This window comes from Aeromonas sp. SCS5 (genome assembly GCF_001887375.1).
Classification (GTDB): Bacteria; Pseudomonadota; Gammaproteobacteria; order Enterobacterales; family Aeromonadaceae; genus Aeromonas; species Aeromonas jandaei.
This window is the reverse complement of record NZ_LFCS01000011.1, coordinates 83119-105668: the sequence shown is the minus strand read 5'-3', so window position 1 is coordinate 105668 and position 22550 is coordinate 83119. Positions and strand designations below refer to the sequence as shown.

At 56.2% G+C, this 22550-nt stretch carries 23 protein-coding genes and 1 tRNA gene; 9 read left to right on the top strand and 15 right to left on the bottom strand.

What is annotated here, in order from left to right; translation table 11 throughout:
• Positions 1–203 precede the first annotated feature (203 nt).
• Positions 204–701 carry a lactoylglutathione lyase family protein gene (locus BS300_RS15405; RefSeq protein WP_042031906.1) on the bottom strand — a complete coding sequence of 166 codons (498 nt, stop codon included), beginning with the start codon at positions 699–701 and terminating at the stop codon, positions 204–206.
• A 100-nt stretch (positions 702–801) separates the two neighbouring features.
• Here BS300_RS15405 and BS300_RS15400 point away from each other — a divergent pair, with 100 nt between their 5' ends.
• Complete coding sequence (locus tag BS300_RS15400) at positions 802–1674, top strand: LysR family transcriptional regulator (RefSeq protein ID WP_071913783.1); 873 nt, start codon at positions 802–804, stop codon at positions 1672–1674.
• 54 nt (positions 1675–1728) lie between these two features.
• On the opposite strand, the gene BS300_RS15395 is transcribed toward BS300_RS15400, so the two are convergent.
• Both BS300_RS15395 and BS300_RS15390 read right to left on the bottom strand, forming a co-directional pair.
• Entirely contained in the window at positions 1729–3099 is a 1371-nt protein-coding gene (locus BS300_RS15395) for a phosphatidylserine decarboxylase family protein (protein WP_071913781.1), read from the bottom strand.
• A 224-nt stretch (positions 3100–3323) separates the two neighbouring features.
• Positions 3324–3400, bottom strand: a tRNA-Trp gene (locus BS300_RS15390).
• Positions 3401–3601: 201 nt separating this feature from the next.
• Between BS300_RS15390 and BS300_RS15385 the strand changes: the two genes are divergently transcribed.
• From BS300_RS15385 to BS300_RS15370, 4 genes are all read left to right on the top strand, one after another.
• A complete protein-coding gene (locus tag BS300_RS15385; RefSeq protein ID WP_071913779.1) occupies positions 3602–4144 on the top strand; it encodes a hypothetical protein in 543 nt (180 codons plus the stop codon).
• Positions 4145–4419: 275 nt separating this feature from the next.
• Positions 4420–5340 (top strand): aspartate carbamoyltransferase, encoded by a 921-nt coding sequence (pyrB, locus tag BS300_RS15380; protein WP_041209522.1) that lies wholly within the window; start codon positions 4420–4422, stop codon positions 5338–5340.
• A gap of 16 nt (positions 5341–5356) precedes the next feature.
• Positions 5357–5821, top strand: a complete 465-nt coding sequence (gene pyrI / locus BS300_RS15375) for an aspartate carbamoyltransferase regulatory subunit (protein WP_041209521.1) — start codon at positions 5357–5359, stop codon at positions 5819–5821.
• A 216-nt stretch (positions 5822–6037) separates the two neighbouring features.
• Positions 6038–6529, top strand: a complete 492-nt coding sequence (locus BS300_RS15370) for an ArgR family transcriptional regulator (RefSeq protein ID WP_041209520.1) — start codon at positions 6038–6040, stop codon at positions 6527–6529.
• Between the two features lie 139 nt (positions 6530–6668).
• Here the strand turns inward: BS300_RS15370 and BS300_RS15365 are convergent, their stop codons facing one another.
• The 4 genes from BS300_RS15365 to arcA form a co-directional block, all read right to left on the bottom strand.
• Positions 6669–8072: a YfcC family protein gene (locus tag BS300_RS15365; RefSeq protein ID WP_043850717.1), complete on the bottom strand. Its 1404-nt coding sequence runs from the start codon at positions 8070–8072 to the stop codon at positions 6669–6671.
• 123 nt (positions 8073–8195) lie between these two features.
• Entirely contained in the window at positions 8196–9200 is a 1005-nt protein-coding gene (gene argF / locus BS300_RS15360; RefSeq protein ID WP_033114793.1) for an ornithine carbamoyltransferase, read from the bottom strand.
• 77 nt (positions 9201–9277) lie between these two features.
• The gene (arcC, locus tag BS300_RS15355) at positions 9278–10204 is read right to left on the bottom strand and encodes a carbamate kinase (protein WP_011707754.1); all 927 of its coding nucleotides are present in this window, start codon (positions 10202–10204) and stop codon (positions 9278–9280) included.
• A 63-nt stretch (positions 10205–10267) separates the two neighbouring features.
• Entirely contained in the window at positions 10268–11488 is a 1221-nt protein-coding gene (gene arcA, locus BS300_RS15350; RefSeq protein WP_041209518.1) for an arginine deiminase, read from the bottom strand.
• Positions 11489–12237: 749 nt separating this feature from the next.
• On the opposite strand from arcA, the gene BS300_RS21385 reads away from it, so the two are divergent.
• The 3 genes from BS300_RS21385 (at position 12238) to BS300_RS15340 (ending at position 13527) form a co-directional block, all read left to right on the top strand.
• Positions 12238–12414 (top strand): hypothetical protein, encoded by a 177-nt coding sequence (locus tag BS300_RS21385; protein ID WP_181364361.1) that lies wholly within the window; start codon positions 12238–12240, stop codon positions 12412–12414.
• 95 nt (positions 12415–12509) lie between these two features.
• Positions 12510–13157 carry an AAA family ATPase gene (locus BS300_RS15345; RefSeq protein WP_071913775.1) on the top strand — a complete coding sequence of 216 codons (648 nt, stop codon included), beginning with the start codon at positions 12510–12512 and terminating at the stop codon, positions 13155–13157.
• Position 13158: 1 nt separating this feature from the next.
• A complete protein-coding gene (locus BS300_RS15340) occupies positions 13159–13527 on the top strand; it encodes a hypothetical protein (RefSeq protein WP_033114790.1) in 369 nt (122 codons plus the stop codon).
• A gap of 727 nt (positions 13528–14254) precedes the next feature.
• On the opposite strand, the gene hemN is transcribed toward BS300_RS15340, so the two are convergent.
• From hemN to BS300_RS15305, 4 genes are all read right to left on the bottom strand, one after another.
• The gene (hemN, locus tag BS300_RS15330) at positions 14255–15628 is read right to left on the bottom strand and encodes an oxygen-independent coproporphyrinogen III oxidase (RefSeq protein WP_071913770.1); all 1374 of its coding nucleotides are present in this window, start codon (positions 15626–15628) and stop codon (positions 14255–14257) included.
• A 31-nt stretch (positions 15629–15659) separates the two neighbouring features.
• The gene (locus tag BS300_RS15325; RefSeq protein ID WP_071913768.1) at positions 15660–16100 is read right to left on the bottom strand and encodes a DUF2489 domain-containing protein; all 441 of its coding nucleotides are present in this window, start codon (positions 16098–16100) and stop codon (positions 15660–15662) included.
• Positions 16101–16111: 11 nt separating this feature from the next.
• Positions 16112–16693, bottom strand: a complete 582-nt coding sequence (yihI, locus tag BS300_RS15320) for a Der GTPase-activating protein YihI (RefSeq protein WP_071913766.1) — start codon at positions 16691–16693, stop codon at positions 16112–16114.
• Between the two features lie 841 nt (positions 16694–17534).
• Positions 17535–18152, bottom strand: coding sequence for a c-type cytochrome (locus BS300_RS15305; RefSeq protein WP_041209511.1), 618 nt, complete (start codon positions 18150–18152; stop codon positions 17535–17537).
• Positions 18153–18294: 142 nt separating this feature from the next.
• Between BS300_RS15305 and yihA the strand changes: the two genes are divergently transcribed.
• Positions 18295–18951 carry a ribosome biogenesis GTP-binding protein YihA/YsxC gene (yihA, locus tag BS300_RS15300; RefSeq protein WP_042031917.1) on the top strand — a complete coding sequence of 219 codons (657 nt, stop codon included), beginning with the start codon at positions 18295–18297 and terminating at the stop codon, positions 18949–18951.
• 775 nt (positions 18952–19726) lie between these two features.
• On the opposite strand, the gene BS300_RS15295 is transcribed toward yihA, so the two are convergent.
• From BS300_RS15295 to BS300_RS15280, 4 genes are all read right to left on the bottom strand, one after another.
• Positions 19727–19987, bottom strand: a complete 261-nt coding sequence (locus BS300_RS15295) for a DUF1488 domain-containing protein (RefSeq protein WP_041209509.1) — start codon at positions 19985–19987, stop codon at positions 19727–19729.
• Positions 19984–20805, bottom strand: a complete 822-nt coding sequence (aroE, locus tag BS300_RS15290; protein WP_071913761.1) for a shikimate dehydrogenase — start codon at positions 20803–20805, stop codon at positions 19984–19986. Before aroE ends, BS300_RS15295 begins: the two co-directional genes overlap by 4 nt.
• A gap of 103 nt (positions 20806–20908) precedes the next feature.
• Positions 20909–21817, bottom strand: a complete 909-nt coding sequence (hemF, locus tag BS300_RS15285) for an oxygen-dependent coproporphyrinogen oxidase (protein ID WP_071913758.1) — start codon at positions 21815–21817, stop codon at positions 20909–20911.
• Between the two features lie 102 nt (positions 21818–21919).
• On the bottom strand, positions 21920–22480 hold the full coding sequence (locus BS300_RS15280) for a Sua5/YciO/YrdC/YwlC family protein (protein ID WP_071913756.1): 561 nt from the start codon (positions 22478–22480) through the stop codon (positions 21920–21922).
• Positions 22481–22550 lie beyond the last annotated feature (70 nt).

Sequence of the window (22550 nt, the reverse complement as noted above, 5' to 3'; positions counted from 1 at the left end):
AGATCCTTGTTGTTGTGACGAAGCAGGGAAAGACCCTGATGTAATAGAGGCTATCGGCCACTCTCTGAACAGACTTTAGTGAATCTGTATACTTTTACATCTATCAACAACAGAAGCCGCTATCCGTGTGAGCAAGATCGCTATTCCATGCTACTGACTATCGCCACAACAAAGCAGCAGGCCGCCCGAAGGCGGCCTGTCACTTACCCCTGATATGCACCGGCGGAGTAGGTCAGCTCATAGCTGTGGCTGTAGATCTCGATGATGTTGCCGAAGGGATCTTCCATGTAGACCATGCGGTAGGGCTTCTCGCCCGGGTAGTACTCGCGCACCGGCATCCGCTGCTTGCCACCCGCCGCGACGATGCGCGCCGCCAGCCCCTCGACATCCGGATCCTGCACGCTGAAGTGGAACACCCCGGTCTTCCAGAATTCGAAGTTGTTTTCGCGCTGCTCGCTGTTGGGGAACTCGAACAGCTCGATGCCGATCTTGTCGCCGGTAGAGAGGTGAGCGATGCGGAAGGAGCCCCAGCCCGGGCCAAACACGTCGTTGCACATCACGCCGATGGCGGAGTCATCCTCGCTGATGGTGGTCGCCGGCATGATGAGATACCAGCCCATCACCTTGGTATAGAACTCGACCGCCTTGTCGAGGTCAGTCACCGTGATGCCGATGTGGGAGAAGTTGCGCGGGTAAGTCATAAGTCACCTTGAAATTGTGTGTGGGAAACAGGTGACATGATAGGAAGAGGCACCATAATGAAAAATAAGGTCAAACTAATGGAAGGCATAAATTAAATTTATGGTTAATCCACTCTGGCTCCACACCCTGGTGGTGGTGCATGAAACCGGCAGTTTTACCCGTGCCGCCGATCGGCTGGATCTCACTCAGGCCGCCGTCAGTCAGCATATCTCGCGCCTCGAGGCCGAATTCGGCCCCCTGCTGCTGCGCAAACCCCGTCTGCTGGAGCTCACCCCGCGCGGGCTGGTGCTGCTCGACTTTGCCCGCCAGCAGGAGCAGGCCGCCGAACAGCTGCGAGCCCGTCTCTCTGACGACGATCCTCACCGCGGCGCCATCACCCTCACCACCCCCGGCAGCATCGGCCTGCTGCTCTATCCCCTGCTGCTCGACCAGCAACAGGAGCATCCCGGACTCACCATCCAGCACCGCTTTGCCCCCACCCCCGACATAGTGCAGGCGGTACTGGCAGGGCGCAGCGATCTGGGACTGGTGGATCAACCGCCGGAGCACCCCAGCATCGCCGCCGAGCCCTTCGCCCGCGAACCCCTCTGTCTGGTGGTACCCAACGATGGCGAGGAGCAGAGCTGGCAGCACCTCTGTCAGCTCGGCTTTATCGATCACCCGGATGGCCGCAGCATGGCTCAGCGCCTGCTGGGACGACGCTACCCCGGCCAGCGCTTCGACGAGATCCCGCTGCGCGGCTTTACCAACCAGATCGGCCTGATCCTGGAGCCGGTCGCCCGTGGCCTTGGCTTTACCGTGCTGCCCCGCTTCGCCGTCACCGCCTTTGCCCAACAGGAGAAGATCCGGGTGCTCCAGAGCCGGATCGAGGTGATCGACACCCTCTGGCTGATCTACCGCGCCGAGTGGCCGCTTCCCGCCCGCCATCAGCGGTTGATGGAAACCCTAAAGACGCAGGTCGGCGCCAGCTGATGCACAAACAAAAAGGCCGCCTCAAGGGCGGCCTTTTACTGTCCGGCGGCTGGGTTATTTGACCCGTGCCAGCGCCGTATTGATCCTCAGGTTGGTCGCCTCCAGTCCCGGCTGCTGGCCATAGAAATCGAACTCCAGCTCGACTCCGGGGCGGAACAGCAGGCAGTGGGTGGAGCCACCGAAGTGGAACATCCCCAGCTGTTCACCCTTCTCGATCCGCTGCCCCGGCTGCACCGTCACCTCGCAGCTCGACACTTCGGCCATCCCGACCGGCACCACGCACATCAGACCGATTTTGGGATTGTCCGCCTCGATAAAGATCAGGGCGCGGGTCGCCACCGCGGTGAGGAAGGGTTGCGACTGGTTGGGGGCGCTCGGGTCGGCGCCATCGAGGTTGCCAAAACCCTGATGGCGGTTGGCCAGGTAGTAGCTGCCGTTGACCACCTTGACCGAGCGCACTGTGCCGCTCACCGGGCTGTGCCAGCGGTGATAGCTGAGAGCGCTGAGGAAGGCCTGATAGATGGTGCCCCCCTCGAACTGGGCGGCGCGCAGGTCGAAGTCGAGCAGGTTGTCCAGCGAGTAGGGCTGCCCCTTGAGCCAGAAGGAGTCCTGCCGACGCACTCTTTTGGCCACCTGCAGCGGGGCCGATTCGCAGGCGTTGGCGATCACGTTGTCATCGTCGGGAGCAGCTACCGGCCGCACGCCGGGGCGAAAGCGGCGGGTGAAGAAGTCGTCCCAGCTGGCAAACCCTTCATATTCGGCACCCGGAGTGGAGTGGAAGATCCCCTCGAAGCTGTCCGGTGTGGGGTTGTCACCGGCACCGAGCGCCCCTTGCGCCACCTTGACCATCTCCTGTTTCGCCACGTCCCCCAACCAGGGGACGATCAGGGTCTGGCGATCAAGCGGACTGACCGACTCGGTCAGCACATAGCGTGACGCCGGGCTTTGCAGGAAATTGGCCCAGTAGCCGAGGATCTTGCGCAGCTGCTGGTTCACCAGCTCGTTGGCAAAGAAGCCGTAACCGGCAGCCGTCGCCATGGGCCAGTTGAGCAGGGCATTGATGGGAAAGCCGATGAGCCCGGCCGGTTCGTGGCTCTGCACATCCTGATAGGCTTCCGGCGCCGTGGTCATGATGCCATTGAGCAGCAGCAGAAACTCTTCGAAGCTGCGTACCTCGACCTGACCGAGCGGGGTTCTGTGCTTGTGCTGCCACGCCTCGTCAAACATCGCCTGCGCCTGCAGATGCAGCGCCGGCTCCTGCTCGACCAGCGCCTTCAGCTCGGCGATCGGTGCCACCAGCGGGCGGGGCTGACGGGTAACCGCCTGCCGCAGCCGCTGCACCCAGCGCTCCACATGCACCTGATCCCGGGGTACCCAGCCGCCAGCGTGGGTGTGATTGTGACGAGTCTCCACCGCTTTGTTCATCGATCTGTCTCCTTGGATTGAAGCGCCTCAGGCCAACCGGATGCAGTACAGACGCCGGGCAACAGGGCACCATCTGACAAGAAGCAAGGTGTAGCACAGGGGTAGAGAGGCCTCAATTGACAGATGTGGCAGAGGCAAACGGCAAGAAAGAGAGCTAGCGGGAAGAGTGGCAAACGCCAGAAAGCGAAAAGCCAGCTCGATGAGCTGGCTTTTCTTGAATTAAATGGCAGGGGCGGCAGGACTCGAACCCGCAACCATCGGTTTTGGAGACCGCTGTTCTACCAATTGGAACTACGCCCCTGCAACAAACGAGGCGTAGTATACAAAGCGGGTTTCAAAGGTAAAGGCTTTTTTCACACTTTTAATGCGATTGCACAAATCCCGAACAAGTCACGCCGATTTGTGCAGCAACGAGGGGTAACTTGCTGTATTTCCAGACTCAGCGGGGTAGGAATGGGGCATAAATGGGGGTAGGGTGAAAGCAGGTACCGGGAGGCTGCTTATGCTCAATTACCGACTGCTACAACAACTTGCGCCCCTCAACTTCAGGGACGAACGCAAAACAGAGTCCCTGCCCGACTACCTGGCCCGGGTCGCCCCGCTGGTGCCCTTCATCCCCGAAAATGTGCTTTCCCAGTGGATTTACCGTCATTGGCGCGGTTTTGAGTCCAACTGGAGCTTTATCGATCTCGCCAGCCACCAGTTCGCATGCGAAAGCTGGCCCACCGCGCAGATTATCGAGCAGATAGACTCCCGTCACATGGAGGTGATCGAGCGCTGGGGCGAGATGCTGCGCAGCAATCGCTATGTCCGTCGCTCCTGGCTCGGCGAGAAGATGCTGAGCGAAGGGAGTTGGCCCGAGCCGGTGATCGTGCTGGCGCCGGAGGCGGGAGCCAGTTACCCGAACGGCTATCCCCTGCCCCACCCCTTCTGCCTGCTGGAGGGGCACCACAGACTCGGTTATCTGCGCGCCATGGCCCGCGATGGCGAGCCGTTGCAGGCAACGCATCAGGTGTGGGTTTGCCGTCCCGTTCGCGCCACTTAAACGTTTTTCAGATCAAAATAGGCATGGAAAATAAAATTTTGACAATTAAAAATGCAGCCCTATAATCTGTCCGGTTTTGAACAAGGTCGGGACAGGAAGATGCCGTTTTTGATGAAAAAAACAGCTTTGCAAACGGGTGGAGCGCACCAGAGCGGCCCCGTTGTTTCCGGTTTCCGACCCGATGTTCCCCAGTTATTTTTAAAAAAAGCCCCTGTTTCCAGGGGCTTTTTTTTGTGCCCGAAAAACCTCCAATGATGTCAAAGGGAATGCAGACGATGACCAATCCACTCTACAAGAAACATGTCATCTCCATCACGGACCTGACCCGGTCTGAAATGGAACTGGTAGTCTCAACCGCACAACGGTTGAAGGCCGAACCCGATACCCGCTTGCTGAAAGACAAGCTGGTTGCCAGCTGCTTCTTCGAAGCCTCCACCCGCACCCGCCTCTCCTTCGAGACCGCGGTGCAGCGCCTCGGCGGCAACATCATCGGCTTCGCCGACGGTGGCAACACCAGCGCCAAGAAGGGCGAGACCCTGGCTGATTCCATCAAGATCATCGGCTCCTACACCGATGCGGTGGTGATGCGTCATCCGAAAGAGGGGGCTGCCCGCCTCGCCTCCGAGTTCTCCCGCGTGCCGGTCATCAACGGCGGCGACGGCTCCAACCAGCATCCGACCCAGACCCTGCTCGACCTCTTCTCCATCCGCGAGACCCAGGGCAAGCTGGACGGCCTCAACGTCGCCTTCGTCGGTGACCTCAAGTACGGCCGCACCGTCCACTCGTTGGCGCAGGCTCTCAGCCTGTTCAACTGCCGCTTCTTCTTCATCTCCCCGGAAGCGCTGGCGATGCCGGACTACATCTGCGAAGAGTTGGAAGAGAAGGGCATTCAGTTCAGCATCCACGAGACCATGGAGGAGGTGATGCCGGAGCTGGACATCCTCTACATGACTCGCGTCCAGAAAGAGCGCTTCGACGAGACCGAGTACAAACACATGGCCGCCAAGTTCATCCTGGAGCTGGCGACCCTGGAAGGGGCCAAGCCCACCATGAAGATCCTGCATCCCCTGCCCCGCGTCGACGAGATCGATGTGGCGGTCGACAAGACCCCTCACGCCTACTACTTCCAGCAGGCGGAGAACGGGGTCTATGCACGCCAGGCTCTGCTGGCACTGGTACTGAACGAAACTGTCTAAGGGAAAGGGGAACAACATGTCTGACAAGAACCAACTGCAAGTCGAAGCCATCCGTCACGGCTCCGTCATCGACCACATCCCCGCCGGCCAGGGCATCAAGATCCTCAAGCTGTTCCAGCTGGTGGAGACCCAGGAGCGGATCACCGTCGGCTTCAACCTGAAATCCGGCGCGCTCGGCAAAAAGGATCTCATCAAGATTGAGAACACCCGCCTGACCGAGCAGCAGGCCAACCAGCTGGCGCTGTTCGCCCCGAAAGCGACCGTCAACATCATCGAAGACTTCAATGTGGTGAAGAAGCATCAGCTGGAGTTGCCGGAGTTCATCGCCGGGGTGTTCCACTGCCCCAACTCCAACTGCATCTCCCACAACGAACCGGTTGAGAGCTACTTCCGGGTACGCGAGGTGAAGGGCGCGGTGCGGATGAAGTGCAAATACTGCGAGAAGTCCTTCACTCAGGACATCGTCAGCGAACGCTACTGATAGCCAGAATCAAAAGATATTCATGTGGGCCCCAAGGGGCCCATTTTTGAACCCTGTCACATCACCAAATTCCCAGTCGGCTATAATTTGCCATCCAATATGGTAAAGCCCGCTCATTCCCTGCCAATCACCTGATTGCCAAGATTTTCCGCTAACAAGCAGCAAATTTGGCAGATATCGAGCGCTCATCCCCGATCATCGTCAAAGGAAGTCGCCGTGGTCAAAACCCTCAGCCGTCCCGTTGCCCAAGAGCCCGATCTGGCCCAGCTGGATGCCTGTCGCCAGATCATCGGCCAGCACTGCTACAGCACTCAGGAAGAGATCCGCCGCGAGCTGTCGGAGCGGGGCTTTGCCGACATCAGCCAGTCCACCATCTCCCGCCTGCTGCGCCGTCTCGGCGTCGCCAAGGCGCAGAATGCCAATGGCAAGAAGGTCTACACCCTGGTCGACGAGCAGCTGGAGCCCGCCGGCAGCACCCGCTCCATCCACGACATGGTGCGCGAAGTGGTGCACAACCAGCAGATGGTGCTGATCCACACCACTCCCGGCGCCGCCACCGTGGTGGCCCGTCTGCTCGATCGCAACGCCAATCCCGAGATCATGGGCGCCGTGGCCGGCAACGACGTGGTGCTGGTCGCGCCGCGCCATATCAGCCGCACCCGTCAGGCCCACGCTGCCGTGGTGCGCACGCTGGAGCAGGCGCGCTAGCTACTGCCACACAACGAACAAGCAAAAGGCGACCTCAGGGTCGCCTTTTTGTTGGCCGCTACTTTGTGCCCATCTCTTCTTGCCTCCATAAAAAACGGGAGCCAGCGGCTCCCGTCTTCAGCGTCATCTTGGTTGTGGCTTAGAGCATGGCACCCAGGCTCAGGCAGGCCACGATCAGCACGGTCAGGATACCGAGCAGCGGAGCCACCCACTTCAGGTAGCGCACATAAGGCACCTTGGCGATGGCCAGACCGCCCATAACCACGGCGGAGGTCGGGGTCACCAGATTCACCAGACCGGAGGCAGACTGGTAAGCAGTCACCACCAGCTCACGGCCTACGTTGGCGAAGTCGGCCAGCGGCGCCATGATCGGCATGGTCAGCACGGCCAGACCGGATGAGGACGGCACCAGGAAGGAGAGCACCACTTCCAGCAGGAACATCACGTTGATGAACACCACGGTGGAGAGGCCGGTCACGATCCCTTCTGCGCTGTGCAGGATGGTGTGGGTGATCATGCCGTTGTCCATTACCACCACGATACCGCGGGCGATACCGATGATCAGCGCCACACCGAGCAGGTCGCGAGCACCGTCGATGAAGTTGGAGGTCAGCTCCTCCTCGCTCATCCGGGAGATGAGGCCGACGATGATGGCAGCAGCCAGGAAGACGCCGGAGATCTGCGCCATCCACCAGCCCAGCACGGCCACACCGTAGATCATCACGGCGAAGGCGGCGACGAAGATACCCAGCACGATTTTACGGGTCAGGGTGAACTCCAGCATCTGGTCGCTCTTGTTGCCGAGGAAATGGGCACGGTTTTCATCCCACTTGTCAGCCACCAGCGATTTGCTCGGGTCGTTGCGCACCATCTTGGCGTAACGCATGACGTAGGCAACGCAGATCAACCAGCCAGCCACCAGCATGGCAACGCGCAGCCAGATACCGTCGGTGAAGGAGATACCCGCCGCGTTGGCAGCGATAACGGTCGCAAACGGGTTGATGGTGGAACCGAGAGTACCGATACCGGCACCCAGCAACACAGTTGCAGCAGCCACCACCGGGTCAAAGCGGGCGGCCATCATCACCGGCACCAGCAGGGTGTAGAAGGGCAGCGACTCTTCGGCCATGCCGTAGATGGTGCCGCCTGCGGCGAACAGCGCCATCAGGATCGGGATCATCCACTCTTCACGGCCACGCAGACGGTCGGTCACGCGTTCGATACCGGCATCGATGGCACCGGTCTTGGTCACAATGCCAAGAAAACCACCGATGATCAGGATAAACAGGGAGACGTCGATGGCGCCTGCCTGATAGGTGTCATGGTTGTAGAGACCATCGATCGGCGCCAGCAGCACGTCGACGATCCCCTGGGGATTGCCCTCTACCAGCTTGTAGGTACCCGCCACCGGCACTTCTTTGCCGAGGGCTTCGTTCATGGTCATCTCATATTTGCCGGCCGGCACTATCCAGCTCAGGGCGGCCACCAGGGCGATCAGCACAAACAGTATCGTGTAGGCTGACGGGAACTTGAATTTGGTCATGGTCCAGCTTCCTTCTGTGGGTGTGGTATCCATGCAGGCTGCGGGTTGTAGGGTTAGAGGTATTATGCCGCTGTCACATGGTCGAAAAGCCGGGGGTCACCCCCCGGCACCACTACTGCGACCTTAGTCGCCCAGCGTAGCAACCATCACTGCCTTGATGGTGTGCATCCGGTTTTCGGCCTCGTCGAACACGATGCTGTGCTCGGATTCGAACACATCCTCGGTCACTTCCAGACCTTTCATGCCATATTTGTCAGCCACTTCCTTGCCCATGGTGGTCTCGTCGTTGTGGAACGCCGGCAGGCAGTGCATGAACTTCACATCCGGGTTCTTGGTGGCGTTGATGACATCCATGTTGACCTGATACGGAGTCATCAGTTTGACGCGCTGATCCCATGCTTCTTTCGCTTCACCCATGGATACCCAGACGTCGGTGTAGAGGAAGTCGGTGCCCAGCACACCCTCTTTGACATCTTCGGTCAGGGTGATGCGTGCGCCGGTCTCTTCGGCGATCAGGCGGCACTTGGCAACCAGCTCTTCTTCCGGCCAGAAGGCTTTCGGAGCGACCAGACGGATATCCATACCCATTTTGGCTGCGCCGACCATCAGGGAGTTACCCATGTTGTTGCGGGCATCACCCAGGTAGGCGAACTTGATTTGATCCAGACGCTTGCCCTTGCCGTGCTCCAGCATGGTCATGAAGTCAGCCAGAATCTGGGTCGGGTGGAATTCGTTGGTCAGGCCGTTCCACACCGGTACACCGGCGTAGGCACCCAGCTCTTCCACGATCTCCTGACCGTAGCCACGGTATTCGATACCGTCATACATGCGACCCAGTACCCGGGCGGTGTCCTTCATGGACTCCTTGTGACCGATCTGGGAACCGCTTGGGCCAAGGTAGGAGACTTGCGCGCCCTGGTCGAAGGCCGCCACTTCAAACGCACAACGGGTACGGGTGGAGGTCTTCTCGAAAATCAGGGCGATGTTCTTGCCAACCAGATGCTTGCGCTCGTAGCCACCGTATTTGGCTTTCTTCAGGTCGATGGCCAGATCGATCATGTATTGGATTTCGCGCGGGGTGAAGTCCAGCAGTTTCAGGAAGTTACGGTTACGCAGATTAAAAGCCATGATGAGTTCTCTCTATATTTGTTCAGACCAATTTAGGCAGTAGTGTTGACTACGCATTCTTCAGTACAGATTTGTAACTACGCATTCACGGTACGGGTGGCGACGATATTGGTACCGGCTTCACCCTTGAGGATGGCGAGGCCATCTTCCAGAGAGCCGATGCCGACCATGCCGCCGGTCGCTTTGACAAATTCACAGGAGGCTTCGACTTTCGGTCCCATGGAACCTGCGTCGAACTTGACCCCGGCCAGCTCGTCCGGGCTGGTGATCCGCAGTGGACGCTGGGTCGGTTTGCCCCAATCCAGGTAGACGGCATCGGCATCGGTCAGGATCAGCAGGGCGTCGGCCTTGATCTGCTTGGCCAGATAGGCGGCAGACATATCCTTGTCGATGACGGCTTCGATACCGGTCAGGCTCTGACCATCCCAGGTCACCGGGATACCACCACCACCGGTACAGATGATGAGGTGACCCTGGGCAATCAGGGTTTCGATGGCGTCGCCTTCGACGATGCGCTGGGGCAGCGGGGACGGCACTACGCGGCGGAAGAACTTGCCGTCAGCCTTGACCACCCAGTGCTTCTCTTCTGCCAGGGTGCGGGCTTCAGCCTCTTCGTAGACGGGGCCGATAAATTTGGTCGGGTTGGCGAATGCCGGATCCTTGGGATCGACCTGCACCTGAGTCAGCAGCGCGGTAACGTTGCGGCTCGGCATCAGGTTTTTTAGCTCCTGGATCAGCATGTAGCCGATCATGCCCTGGGACTCGGCACCCAGCACATCCAGCGGATAGGGGGATACCTTGGTGTAGGCGCTGTTTTGCAGGGCCAGCAGGCCGACTTGCGGGCCATTGCCATGCACCAGCACCACGTTGTACTCCTGAGCGATCAGGGCGATGGTCTTGGCGGCGGTGGCGATGTTCTTGCGCTGGATGTCAGCTTCGAGCGGCTCGCCACGACGGAGCAGAGCATTGCCACCCAGGGCGACGACGACAGTTGGTTTTTTCATGAGTGTTACTCTCGAGTCTTGGTATCTGTGGCGCCGGCATCTTGCCGGCGCCACGCCGTCTTGTTAGATGCCGTCGCGTTCCATCGGGCAGCTCATGCAGCGGGCGCCGCCGCGACCACGTCCCAGCTCTTCACCCGGGATGGGCAGCACTGTGATGCCAGCCTTGTCGTACTTCTCGTTGGTGTAGGTATTGCGCTCGTAACCCACCACCACGCCGGGGCGCACGGTCAGCACGTTGTTAGCGTCGTTCCACTGCTCGCGCTCGGCCTCGAAGGTGTCACCACCAGTGGTGATGAGCTTGAGCTGATCCACACCCAGCGCCTTCTCGATGGCGGTGACGAAGTAACCCTCTTCCTTGATGTTCATGCCGGTAGCGCCGCCCGGAGTCAGGCTCCAGCAGTTCACATCCTTGCGGATGACTTCCGGATAGACGGAGAAGGTGTCGATGTCCATGTGGGTCATCACGGTATCCAGGTGCATGCAGCTACGGTGTTTCGGCAATTGCATGGCGATAACCTGTTTGGCCTGACCGTGTTTGAACAGGCCGCGAGCCAGATGCTCTACACCTTGCGGGGTGGTGCGCTCGGACATGCCGATCAGCACGGCGCCGCGGCCGATAACCAGCACGTCGCCACCCTCGATGGTGGAGTTGTCGTAATCGCGATCTTCATCACCGAAGTATTTGATGAAGTCCTGACCGGCGAACTGCGGGTGCCAACGGTAGATGGCCTTCACATGGTTGGTCTCACGACGACGAGCGGCCTTGGCCATCGGGTTGATGGAGACGCCACCGTAAACCCAGCAGGAGGTGTCGCGGGTAAAGAGGTGGTTGGGCAGCGGCTCGATGATGAAATCGGTCGGTGCGTGCATGCCTACTACCATGTTGACGCCGCTGTAGGGCATCTCGGAGTAGGTCAGGCCGCCGGAGAGAATGCGGGCCAGTTCGCGGTGCGGCATGTCAGCCAGGAAGCAGCGCACATCGTTGGCAAAAGAAGAGCCGAGGCGATAGTCGGAGACCTGATGTTGCAGCAGCCAGGTTTTGGCTTCCGGCACATCCAGAGTCTCGGCCAGCAGATTGGTCAGCAGGAAAACTTCGACATTCTGATCGCGCAGTACCTGAGCGAATTTGTCGTGCTCCTGACCGGCGCGTTCAACAGACAGGACGTCATCAAACAGCAGATCCTGGCAGTTGGAAGGAGTCAGACGCTTCAGACTGAGGTTGGGGCGGTGCAACATGACACGGCGCAATTGGCCAACTTCAGAACCTACATAAAATTTGCTCATGATTATATTCCGTCTAGCAGTGGTCCCTGCGAGTGATTGAATAGATTCCTTCTATTCATGCTCGTGGCTAAGGCGGGATATTCTTTATGTAGGGTACTCGGCTTGTGTTCTATCCTGCCCTTGCCTTTCGAGAGCGAGGTTAGACCTGCCAATCACTGCAAACTTAGAGATTGATCACATTCACTCAGAACTGAATAAATTCATGAAAAGATCTTTGATAGGGGTAACAGATCCCACATTCTCTTATTCACCAAGCCCGCATACATACTTAAAAAAAGCCCTTTATATTTCATATTGAAAGCCATTTCATTCATTACCCCACTCTCAAAATGGATAGAAACAAAAAGGAAATGTAATTAATTTCAATTGGTTAGGTTAAATGAAAAATATTCCATGAATTTACCATGCACTAATATGAATAATGTCACCCTCTCATCGCCTCTAACCAATAAATAAAAAGTCACCCATCCTTCTCACTCTGCATAATTCTTTTCTTGTCCCAGATCATGGCATTCACGCCAGCTTGGTCGCACAGCGGCTCATATCATTACCGCCCAGCTATCGGTTGCTCATTAATATGCACAAAGTCAGCATCTTGGCCGCCAGAGATTCAGTACCTGCCATCAGGTTTCTTTTGAGAGTTTTTTCATTGGCTGAATTTATTCGCTCTTCCTTGCGCTGGGTCGAACCTCGGCTTAACTCAAAAAGTGATCCAGATCACGTATGAATGGTGTTACCAAGGAGTTTTTATGAAAATGAAGTCCATGCTGCTGTTCGCAACCCTGTTGCTGCCTCTCGTACCCAGCCTCACGCAGGCAGAAGGAGCCCCGGCCGTGCCCATGGTGGTATGCCATGTCGACAAGGCCCCCCAGACGCTGGTACCCGACTATGTGTGCCGCTCCAGCGGCGGTAGTCAGCACTACTAATAGATTGGGCGGGAGGCAAACCACCTCCTGCCTTGTTATGAGAGCAGCCCCTCCTATACTGAAAACAGCGGTTTTCTCATGGATAGGGGAACGTCATGATCTTGTTGGTTGGCGGAGAAAAAGGAGGGAGTGGCAAGAGCTGCCTGGCGCAAAATCTGGCGGTCTACCTCAGATCCCAGTTTCAGGGGGAAGTTTTGCTGGTCGACTGCGATCCCCAGCGCACCACCTCCGACTGGATTCAGGAGCGCAATGACAATCCGGAACTGCCACAAATCAACTGCGTCCAGCTCTACGGCAATATCCGCAACGACTTGCTCAGTCTGAAAAACCGCTACGACTACGTCATCGTCGACTGTGGCGGGCAAGACAACCGGGCGCTGCGTTCTACCATGGCAGTCGCTACCCACGCTCTTATCCCGCTGCGCCCCAAACGCCGGGATCTCAAGACCCTGCCCCATATGGAAGATCTCATCACCACCTGCAAGATGGTCAACCCGGCCCTCCATGCGGCTGTGGTGCTGACCCAGTGCCCTTCCCTGCCCAATCAAGTAAAACGGATTCTGGAAGCGAAAGAAGTTTGCTCCTCCTTTGGGGTAGATGTGCTTAATGCCATCACCTATGGACGCAACGTCTACGACGACAGCGAGGAGAAGGGGTTGTCGGTGATGGAGATCGAGCCGGATGGCAAATCCGCCGAAGAGATCCGTGCCATCGCCAAAGAGTTCCTGCAAGTGGGGGTGTGAGATGGGTCTGGCCGATCTGAAGAAGAAGCACCAGTTGCACCACCAGAAGAACTTTACCGTCGACGAGTTTATCGAAGATGCGGAGTTCTACGCCAAAGGCAAGCCCAAGGTGGTCAGTCTGGAGCTGAGCCTGCACCGGGACGAAGCCCTTACGGCACTGGCATTCATCGAGAGCGGCGAACACCTCAAGCCCAGTTACAAGAAGGCGACCTTCTCCATGAGTACCGTCGCCATCGATGAGTTGGGCAATCTGACCCAGCAGGACGGCATGAACAAATCTCTGCTGCTGCGCCTCTTTACTCACTACTTCTCATCGCTCAGCCCTGAAGAGCGGCAGACCATATACGAACGCCTCAATCAGCGCTCCTGACCCCGCCTTTTCTTGCTCAAGTTCCCCTTTTCCTGCTGGTGAAAGACATCACCATCAGGACGACATATTTGTTTCCACAGCAACCATAATGCCGCGTAAGAGATCAGCCATTAAATATGTGAGCAATACGCTCAAAATATTCTCGAAATAATCGGAAGATAACGTCTTAAAAACAGCAGTGAATTTTAATAACACAATGTTTTATATCAAATAAATCGAAAGCCATTGCTTTCGTTAACCATCAACACAAAAACGTTTTCCAACTTGCCATTGTCGCCTCCCGGAAAATCCTTATAGTTACTCATGCACGGACGCAATGAAGTCGGTCAGGAAGACTGGCTGCCAGGGTTGGGCAAATGGACTAGTCACAGGATGTGGCAAAGGACACCTCCCAGGACGGAGAAAGTGCGGCGGGACAGGATGACTCGTCAGGCCAAGATGGCTAAAGGACACCCCAAAGGATTGGGAAGGGGAAACCTAAAGGAAGAGGTAAACAGTCAGGGATTGCAGGGAGCAACTTCGTTCAAGGATATGAGCGATACGACTACCGGGGGCGACGCAAGTCGCCCCCATCTTTTTATCTGCGTTTCACTGGGCAATTGCTTGCCCCACTCGCAGCGCTTTCTTGCCAAGACCTTCCAGCGTCACTGGCTCAAGCAAAAGACATGCATATGAAAGGGGCGCCACTGATGGCGCCCCTTTCTGTTTTCTGACCGGCAAGCAAAACTTATATCACGCGAGAGAACTGCTGCTGGCGAGCCTTGTTGCGCAGGTAGACGTCGAAGCACATGCAGATATTGCGGATCAACAGCTGCCCTGTGGAAGATACCTCGAGCCCCGTATCTGTCATACGCACCAACCCATCGTCGATAAAGGTCTGTAGCAGCTTGAGATCCTCGGCGAAGTACTCTTTGAAATCCAAGCCAAATGTCTGCTCAATGGTGATGAAGTTCAAACGAAAGTCACAGATAAGCCGCTTGATCACTTCACGGCGGATCAGGTCATCCTGATTGAGCGAGCACCCTTTCCATTGTGCATGCCCCAACTCCTCGACCTGAGCGTAATAGGTTTTGAGCTCTTTCTGATTCTGCGAGTAGGCATCGCCGATCATGCTGATGGAGGAGACGCCCAGCCCAAGCAGATCGCAATCCCCCTGGGTGGTATAGCCCTGGAAATTGCGATGCAGCTTGCCTTCGCGTTGTGCCACAGCCAGCTCATCATCCGGCTTGGCAAAGTGATCCATGCCGATGAACTGATAACCGCGGCCGGTAAGGAACGCAATAGTCCCCTGCAACATAGCCAGCTTCTCCTGCGGAGCAGGCATATCCTCTTCCTTCAGCTTGCGCTGCGCAGCAAAGCGACTGGGCAGATGGGCATAGTTGAAGATGGAGAGACGCGCCGGATCCGTCTTGAGCACCTCTTCCAACGTATGGTGGAAGCTCTCTTTGTTTTGATGCGGCAAACCGTAAATCAGGTCGAGATTGGTTGAGCGAAAGCCCAGCTTTCTGGCTCGTTCCAGCATGGCGCGAATGAAGTCGTTATCCTGCTCGCGATTTACGGCAACCTGCACATCCTTGTTAAAGTCCTGCACGCCCAGGCTGATACGGTTAAACCCGACTTCTCGCAACACATCCAGCATGGAAAGTTCGATCTCGCGCGGATCGACTTCAATACTGAATTCGCCCTCATCGGCAAAATGGAAGTGCTCGCGCAGCATGGCCATCAGACGCCGGGTCTGGCTTTCATCGAGATAGGTAGGAGTGCCCCCCCCCCAGTGCAGCTGGGTAACCAGCCGCTGTTTGAATAGCGGAGCCTGCGCCTTGATCTCCCGTTCGAGATAATCGAGGTACTCGTCAGCCTTGTGCTGATGACGGGTAATGACCTTGTTGCAGCCACAGTAGTAACAGAGTTTGTGACAGAAGGGGATGTGAACATAGAGAGAAAGATGACGCTCGGGGTACTGCCCGGCAGCACGAACAAAATCCGGGTAACCGAAGTTCTCGTTGAACTCCAGCGCCGTGGGATAGGAGGTATATCTCGGGCCGCTGTAGTTATATTTTTCGATCAGGGCCTGATCCCACACAATCTGTCCTGCTTGCACGCTCGCTTCCTCTCTTTTTGTTATCAATGGCTTATCGGCTTAACTGAAAATCCTTCAGTTGTGCCACATCCTTGAGGATCTGGGCTTCCAGCTCGGCCTCATAACCGCTGCGCTCGAGATCCATCTTCATCACTTCATTGCGCTTGAGTGCACGCCGCGCCTCATGGGTCGGCATATCCTTCACCTTCTCGTATAACCCGTAGAGACCGGGAAATTCGCTGGCAAAAGGGCGCCCATCCTTGATCTGCAGCGCATCCAGCAGATTGGTCAGCCGAATGGCTCCTTCGGAGTAGTCGCACTGCCCCTCCTGCACCGCATGGGCAATAACCCGCACGCTCTCCAGGATTCGTTCATTGCGAGCTGCAATGGCCTGCCACTGCATCGCCTGCTGGCGCCGGAGTCTGGCCAGCAGCATACCTGCATAAATGGCCAGCCCGGACAAAATCAGGCCGCCCAACAGGGCGGCCAGCATCCATCCACTCATCACTTCTTCTTCGGCTCAGGTTTGGTCTCGGGCTGATAATCGACCTGGGTAAAGCGATCCCACAACTCATCTTCAGAAGCTGGCTGGAACGACTCTTCATAGTCGCTCTCCTCGAAGGCGTCGTCGGTCTCTTCGTCATCGTCGTTGTCGATGATGCCAAGCTCATCCATCAGCTCCTGATAGCGGTCAACCCGCTGGTCAACCCAGGCCTGCTCGGCCGCTTCCAGGGTTTCACCGGCATCGAGGCGATCCAGCAAATCATTGAGACGGTCATCATTCTCGATGGATGCCAGCTCCTGCTCCGGAGTCATCACCAGCTTCTTCTCTTTTACCGCCTTGGACACGGTGGACTTGGTGCCCTTCTCTTCAACAATCAGAGCGACCGGCTTGCGTGAACCGATACGCGGATCCTTGGCCTGTTTGCCGGCTGACTTGCCTTTCTGCTGCTCGACTTGCTGGCGAGAGCCCGCTTTCAAGCCCTTGCGCTTGGCCGCACGTTTCCGCTCACGACCTTCCTGAGCACTGGCTTCTGATTCTTTGCGCTTGCCAGCAGGCTTGCGATTGGGTTGTTTGGCAGACATGAATGGATAACTCCGAAAAATAACTGGATTGAGCCCGACTCCGGGATGATCTCACCCGGCGGGATGCAATTCTGGGGAACAGTGAAACCGGAACATCAGCAGGATCCCGCATCAATCCGGCCCGTCAGGGCCACTGAACACCGCAGGATCGGTATCCTCTGGGCATATTGCTGGTATTTTGACACAGAAAGGCTGATCGGGTTAATGACCCAATAAGAAAAAAGGCAGCCGAAGCTGCCTTGATATGTCTGTGTGAGGATCATCCTGAATGGTAAAACAGCCTGTTTTGTCCCGTCCATGACGACTTGTTGCCACATCATATCTTTATATGGTCATCCTGACCTTCTTGTGGTCGTTCCTGAATGTGCGTGTGCCTGTTTGACCCGTTCCGACCGCATCCTGCCATCGTGCCGGGGAGCCTGCATCCCGCAACTCCATCCCGCTCCGGAGATGGTCACCATCCTGATCTTTCAATCCCTTGCCAGTTCTTGCGAACCCATGGCATCCCGCCATGCCAAACATCCTGTGCTCAAAGCATCCTACTGTGAAACCGCTATCCATTCCGTGGATAAATCCATTGAACTTAATGTATCAGCTCTATAAAGGCGCTCAATCTACCTGAATAGATCCCAATGCTTCAGAAAACCGCAACAAAGCAATAAGCCATTGATAAATATCTTTTATTTTAAATTTTATACAAATCTATGAGCCTTGGCCTGCCGCGGGAATGGAAGATCTCTTACATAACGAGAGGATTAAACCGAGAATGATCTGAAAACCATAAAAACAACGAGGAGCCCAAGCTCCCCGTTTCTCATCCATTGCAGGTAACGCAATCAGCTTAGTGCAGTCCGGCAACATACTTGGACAACATATCGATATCCTGATCAGTCAGCTTCTTGGCTACGTCGCGCATCATGCCATTCGGGTCGTTATCCCGGGTACCGGCACGGAAACCGGTCAGCTGCGCTTTGATATAGGCAGGGTGCTGCCCGGAGAGACTGGGATATTTGGCCTGCTCAACCCCGGAACCTCGCGGCCCGTGGCAAGCAGTACAGGCTGGCAGGCCGCGACTCATGTCGCCACCCATATAAAGCGCCTTGCCTGCAGCAACAACGTCATCAGGAACGGCCACCGGAGTCACTTTCTGGCTGGAGAAGTAAGCCGCCAGGTCATCCATGTCCTGATCCGACAAAGGCAAAGCCATCGGCCCCATAACGGGCGCAACCCGACCAATTTGGCCAGAAGCGGCAGCCTTCAGTTCAACCAACTGCTTTTTGATATATGATGCGTGCTGACCAGCAATTTTGGGGTACATATCAATCAGGCTGTTTCCGTCCGGTCCATGACAAGCCGCACAAACTGCAGCCTTGGCCTGTCCCGCAGCGGCATCGCCTTTGGCTTGTGCCATCCCCGTTACGCCAACCATCAGAGCAAGAGTAATGACTAGGTTCTTCATGGCGTTCCAACTTTTAGTTATTAGGCTTCCAGATCCCATGCCGCTGAAGGCATGTTAAAATAAACGCGTTTAAGCGACGCCATTTTACACCTTTTTACAAAAAAGTAACTCTATAACCCTCTATCTCCATGGGGAATTTACGTTGGATACACAAACTCTCAATTTCAATAAGGTGCATTTTGTGACCAGCGCACCCGACATCCGCCACCTGCCAAATGATGGGGGTGTCGAGATCGCGTTTGCTGGCCGTTCCAACGCCGGTAAGTCATCTGCATTGAACACGTTAACCAAACACAAGAACCTGGCCCGAACCAGTAAAACCCCCGGCCGCACCCAGCTGATCAACCTGTTTGAGCTGGAACCGGGCAAACGTCTGGTCGACCTGCCGGGTTATGGTTATGCCCAGGTTCCACTGGAAATGAAACTCAAGTGGCAAAAGTCACTGGCAGAATACCTGCAGCGTCGTGAGTCATTGAAAGGGCTGGTAATCCTGATGGATATCCGTCATCCGCTCAAAGATACCGACATGAACATGCTGGAGTGGAGCGCTCATCGCGAACTGCCGGTTATGCTGCTGCTGACCAAGGCCGACAAGCTGAGCCCTGGCCCACGCAACAATCAGGTGATCAAGGTGCGCCAGGCCGTAGCCAGTCTGGGTTCCCAGATCCAGGTTGAAGCCTTCTCTTCCCTCAGCAATATCGGGGTAGAAAAACTGGCCCAGACCCTGACCAACTGGTATGTCGCCGGAGCCGATGACTCTCACATCGAAACAGATGAGCAAGAACCCGCCGGGGAGTGATCCACTCCTCGCTAGTCTCGCAATTGGCGGAGTCCCCCTCCGCTGATTGAAAGACTTTCAGATCCCTACAGTCCTCACAACCCAGCCCACACACCCGATATCACTCTTGGCAAGAGCGAGTTAGTGGTTGAAATTCATATAGATAGACAATTAATTCTCGAAAATAATTAACTTTTCATATTTCTGATATCGTTTTCATATCTGCCCCCACATCAGGGATGAAAATCACCAAAAACGACAAAAAATGAAATTTAATTACATCGCAAGCAGAGAAGGGATAAAAATGAGGCCGGACGACAGTTCTGCCATCCAGCCTTAAACAATAAGTTCAAAAATTGGGAAGAAGCTGAATCTCGAGCACCAGACGACCGGTGTACCTCAAGAATCGACCCCATTTTAGCAAACGCATCGACAAATTAAAGCTTTTACTCTAAATGCTGCACATAAAAAAACACCCCGACGAGAAACTCATCGGGGCCGCTATTCAGCCACATTCAATTACGTGAAATAAAAGGTCTGAAAGATAGAACATCTTACCTCTGTACCCTACGCAGACAACTGTACAGCAAAGCAGCAAAAAGTGAAAGTAATTTATGTAATTTAGTTTCACGAATTTTTGCTTTATAAAAAACACTTTTATTTCAAATAGATAAAAAAATCCCCAGTACGAATACCGGGGAGTTATAAAGGTGACTAGCTAGCACTTCCTCAACTATCAAGTTAGTCAGCAGAAAATCGATGAAGTTCCGCTGCAAAGGAAAAAAACTTTGAAAATCTACAGATAGATGGCGCCATCTTCAGCAAATGATTGTTCTTCAATGAGTTTTTCCGCAAAATCCTCAATATCAAAACGCACGCTTTCGAACGCTCGCAGGATGTCATCCTCTCGGCTCAGAGCCAGACCAGTCATCTTCTCCAACCGACGCAGGCTAATATAACAGTTGATCAGAGCCCCCATCTGCTGGGCAGGAAAATGCACCCGCATCTCCTGGGCCTGCCACTCCATCAGATCAGGAAACAGAATACCCTGGTTCATATCACCCCCAAGTTACGCTTCAACTCTCTCAATACCTGTTTAGTACCGGGACGGATTCCACGCCACACGGTAAACGCCTCGGCAGCCTGTTCGACCAGCATGCCGAGCCCATCCATGGTTTGACGGGCGCCATGTTGCTTGGCCCAACCAATGAAGGGGGTATCCGTTGCACCATACATCATGTCGTAGATGGCAATATCGGCGTGGATAAGACCGGGAGCCAGTGGCGGCAGCTCACCCTGCAGACTGGCCGATGTGGAGTTGATAACAAGATCGAAATGACCGGCCAGCTGTTCATACGTCAGGGCGCTGACACTACCCAGGTCGCGGAATTCGGCAGCCAGTTGTTCTGCCCGGGCGTGGGTACGGTTGACGATCACCACCTCGGCCGGATGTTCGGCCAGCAGTGGAGCCAGAGCACCTCGAGCGGCGCCTCCTGCCCCCAGCAGCAGGATCCGGCTGCCGGTCAATGTCACACCATGTGCCTTGAGATCCGCCACCAGCCCGGCACCATCGGTGTTATCGCCAAGCAGCACACCGTCATCGGTCAGTTTGATGGTATTGACTGCCCCCGCCCGTTTTGCCCTTGGGCTCAGCCGATCAACCAGCGCGAATGCCTGCTCCTTGAACGGCACGGTGACATTGCAACCCTTGCCGCCCCGATCAAAGAAGTCCCGCAGAGTGTTGGCAAATTCATCCACCGCAGGTTCGGCCAACCCGTACTCCAGCTCTTGCTGGGTCTGTCTGGCAAACAGGGTGTGAATGAACGGGGATTTACTGTGGCGCACCGGGTGGCCAAAAACCAGATAACGATCCATCAAACAGTTCCTTTATAGGGCAATCTCCCGATTTAACGGTTTTTCCCCTGCAGGAACAAGTCGAATATCGGCTAACAAAAAGGGGCCGTTATGGCCCCTTCGTTCACAACCACTCGCGTGGCTTGAGGTAATCAGTGTAGAGCAAGGCTTCCGGACTGCCTGCGGTCGGTTGCCAGTCATACTCCCAACGAGCCAGAGGCGGCATCGACATCAGGATCGACTCGGTACGGCCACCGGTTTGCAACCCGAACAGGGTGCCCCGATCGAACACCAGATTGAACTCCACATAACGTCCGCGACGATAGAGCTGGAACTCCCGCTCCCGCTCGCCATAGGCAAGACCTTTGCGCCTCTCGATAATCGGCAGATAGGCCGCAAGGTAACCGTTACCCACCGCCTGCATAAAGGCGAAGCACTCGGCAAAGGGCCAGCGATTCAGGTCGTCGAAGAAGAGGCCACCGACGCCGCGTGTCTCGTCCCGATGTTTGAGGAAGAAGTAGCGATCGCACCAGGATTTGAATTCCGGATAGATATCTGCGCCAAACGGCTGACAGAGGTCGTGAGAAACCTGATGCCAGTGGCGAACATCCTCTTCAAACGGATAGAAAGGAGTCAGGTCAAAACCACCGCCAAACCACCAGATGGGCTCTTCGCCCTCTTTCTCGGCAATGAAGAAACGGACGTTGGCGTGGCTGGTCGGCACATAGGGGTTGTGCGGATGGATCACCAGAGAGACCCCCATCGCCTCGAACTTGCGACCGGCCAGTTCGGGTCGATGAGCGGTGGCAGAAGCCGGCATGGCATCCCCATACACATGGGAGAAGTTGACCCCACCCTGCTCGATCACTGCACCATGGCGCAGCACGCGGGTACGCCCACCACCACGGCCTTCACGACTCCAGGCATCTTCCACAAAGTGTCCGCGGCCATCGGCCTGCTCCAGGCCACGGCAGATCTCGTCCTGCAACTGCAGCAGAAAGGCCTTGACCCGGGCCACATCCGGTTTGCTCATCTTGTCTCCAGCTCAGGCGGGATCTACAGAGTCCCGCTCATTTTTTATAGTGATATTACAGGCAGGCTAGCCCGCCGGCATGGCCGCAAAGCGGTCCGCCATTCAGGAAGGGCGGATAATTGCGCCGCTTCTGGCATCCTTGATTTCGGAGGGGTTGGCTTGTCCACCCACCTCACCCGGCAGGATATAGGCCAGCTTGCTTGCCAGCAGTTCGCCGATATCGGCCACGCGGCGAGCCGGCTCTTCGCCAGTCAGGTTGGCGCTGGTAGAGACCAGCGGCTTGCCAAAGGCCCGACACAGCCCTTGTACCTGCGGATGCGCCGTGACCCGCACTGCCAACGTATCGAACTGACCGGTCAGCCATGAGGGCGTGTCGGGCTTGGCAGGCATGATCCAGGTAAAAGGGCCTGGCCAGCTGGCCTCAACCCGAGCCAGCTGCTCTGCGGTGAGTTGACTCAGGTCGATATAATCAAGCAGTTGCCCCAGTTCGGCCGCAATCAGGATCAAGCCCTTCTCCACCGGGCGCTGCTTGATATCGAGCAGACGCTGCACGGCCAGTTCAGAATCCGGATCACAGCCCAGACCGAAGACAGCCTCGGTTGCATAGGCGATCACTCCTTCGCTCTTGAGCGCGGCAACCGCTTGTTCAAATTCGTTTTGCATCAGAAAAAATGCGGCAGTCCAGCTGCCGCCTCATCATTGGGTTGCTATCAACACAATGGCCACCGTTGCA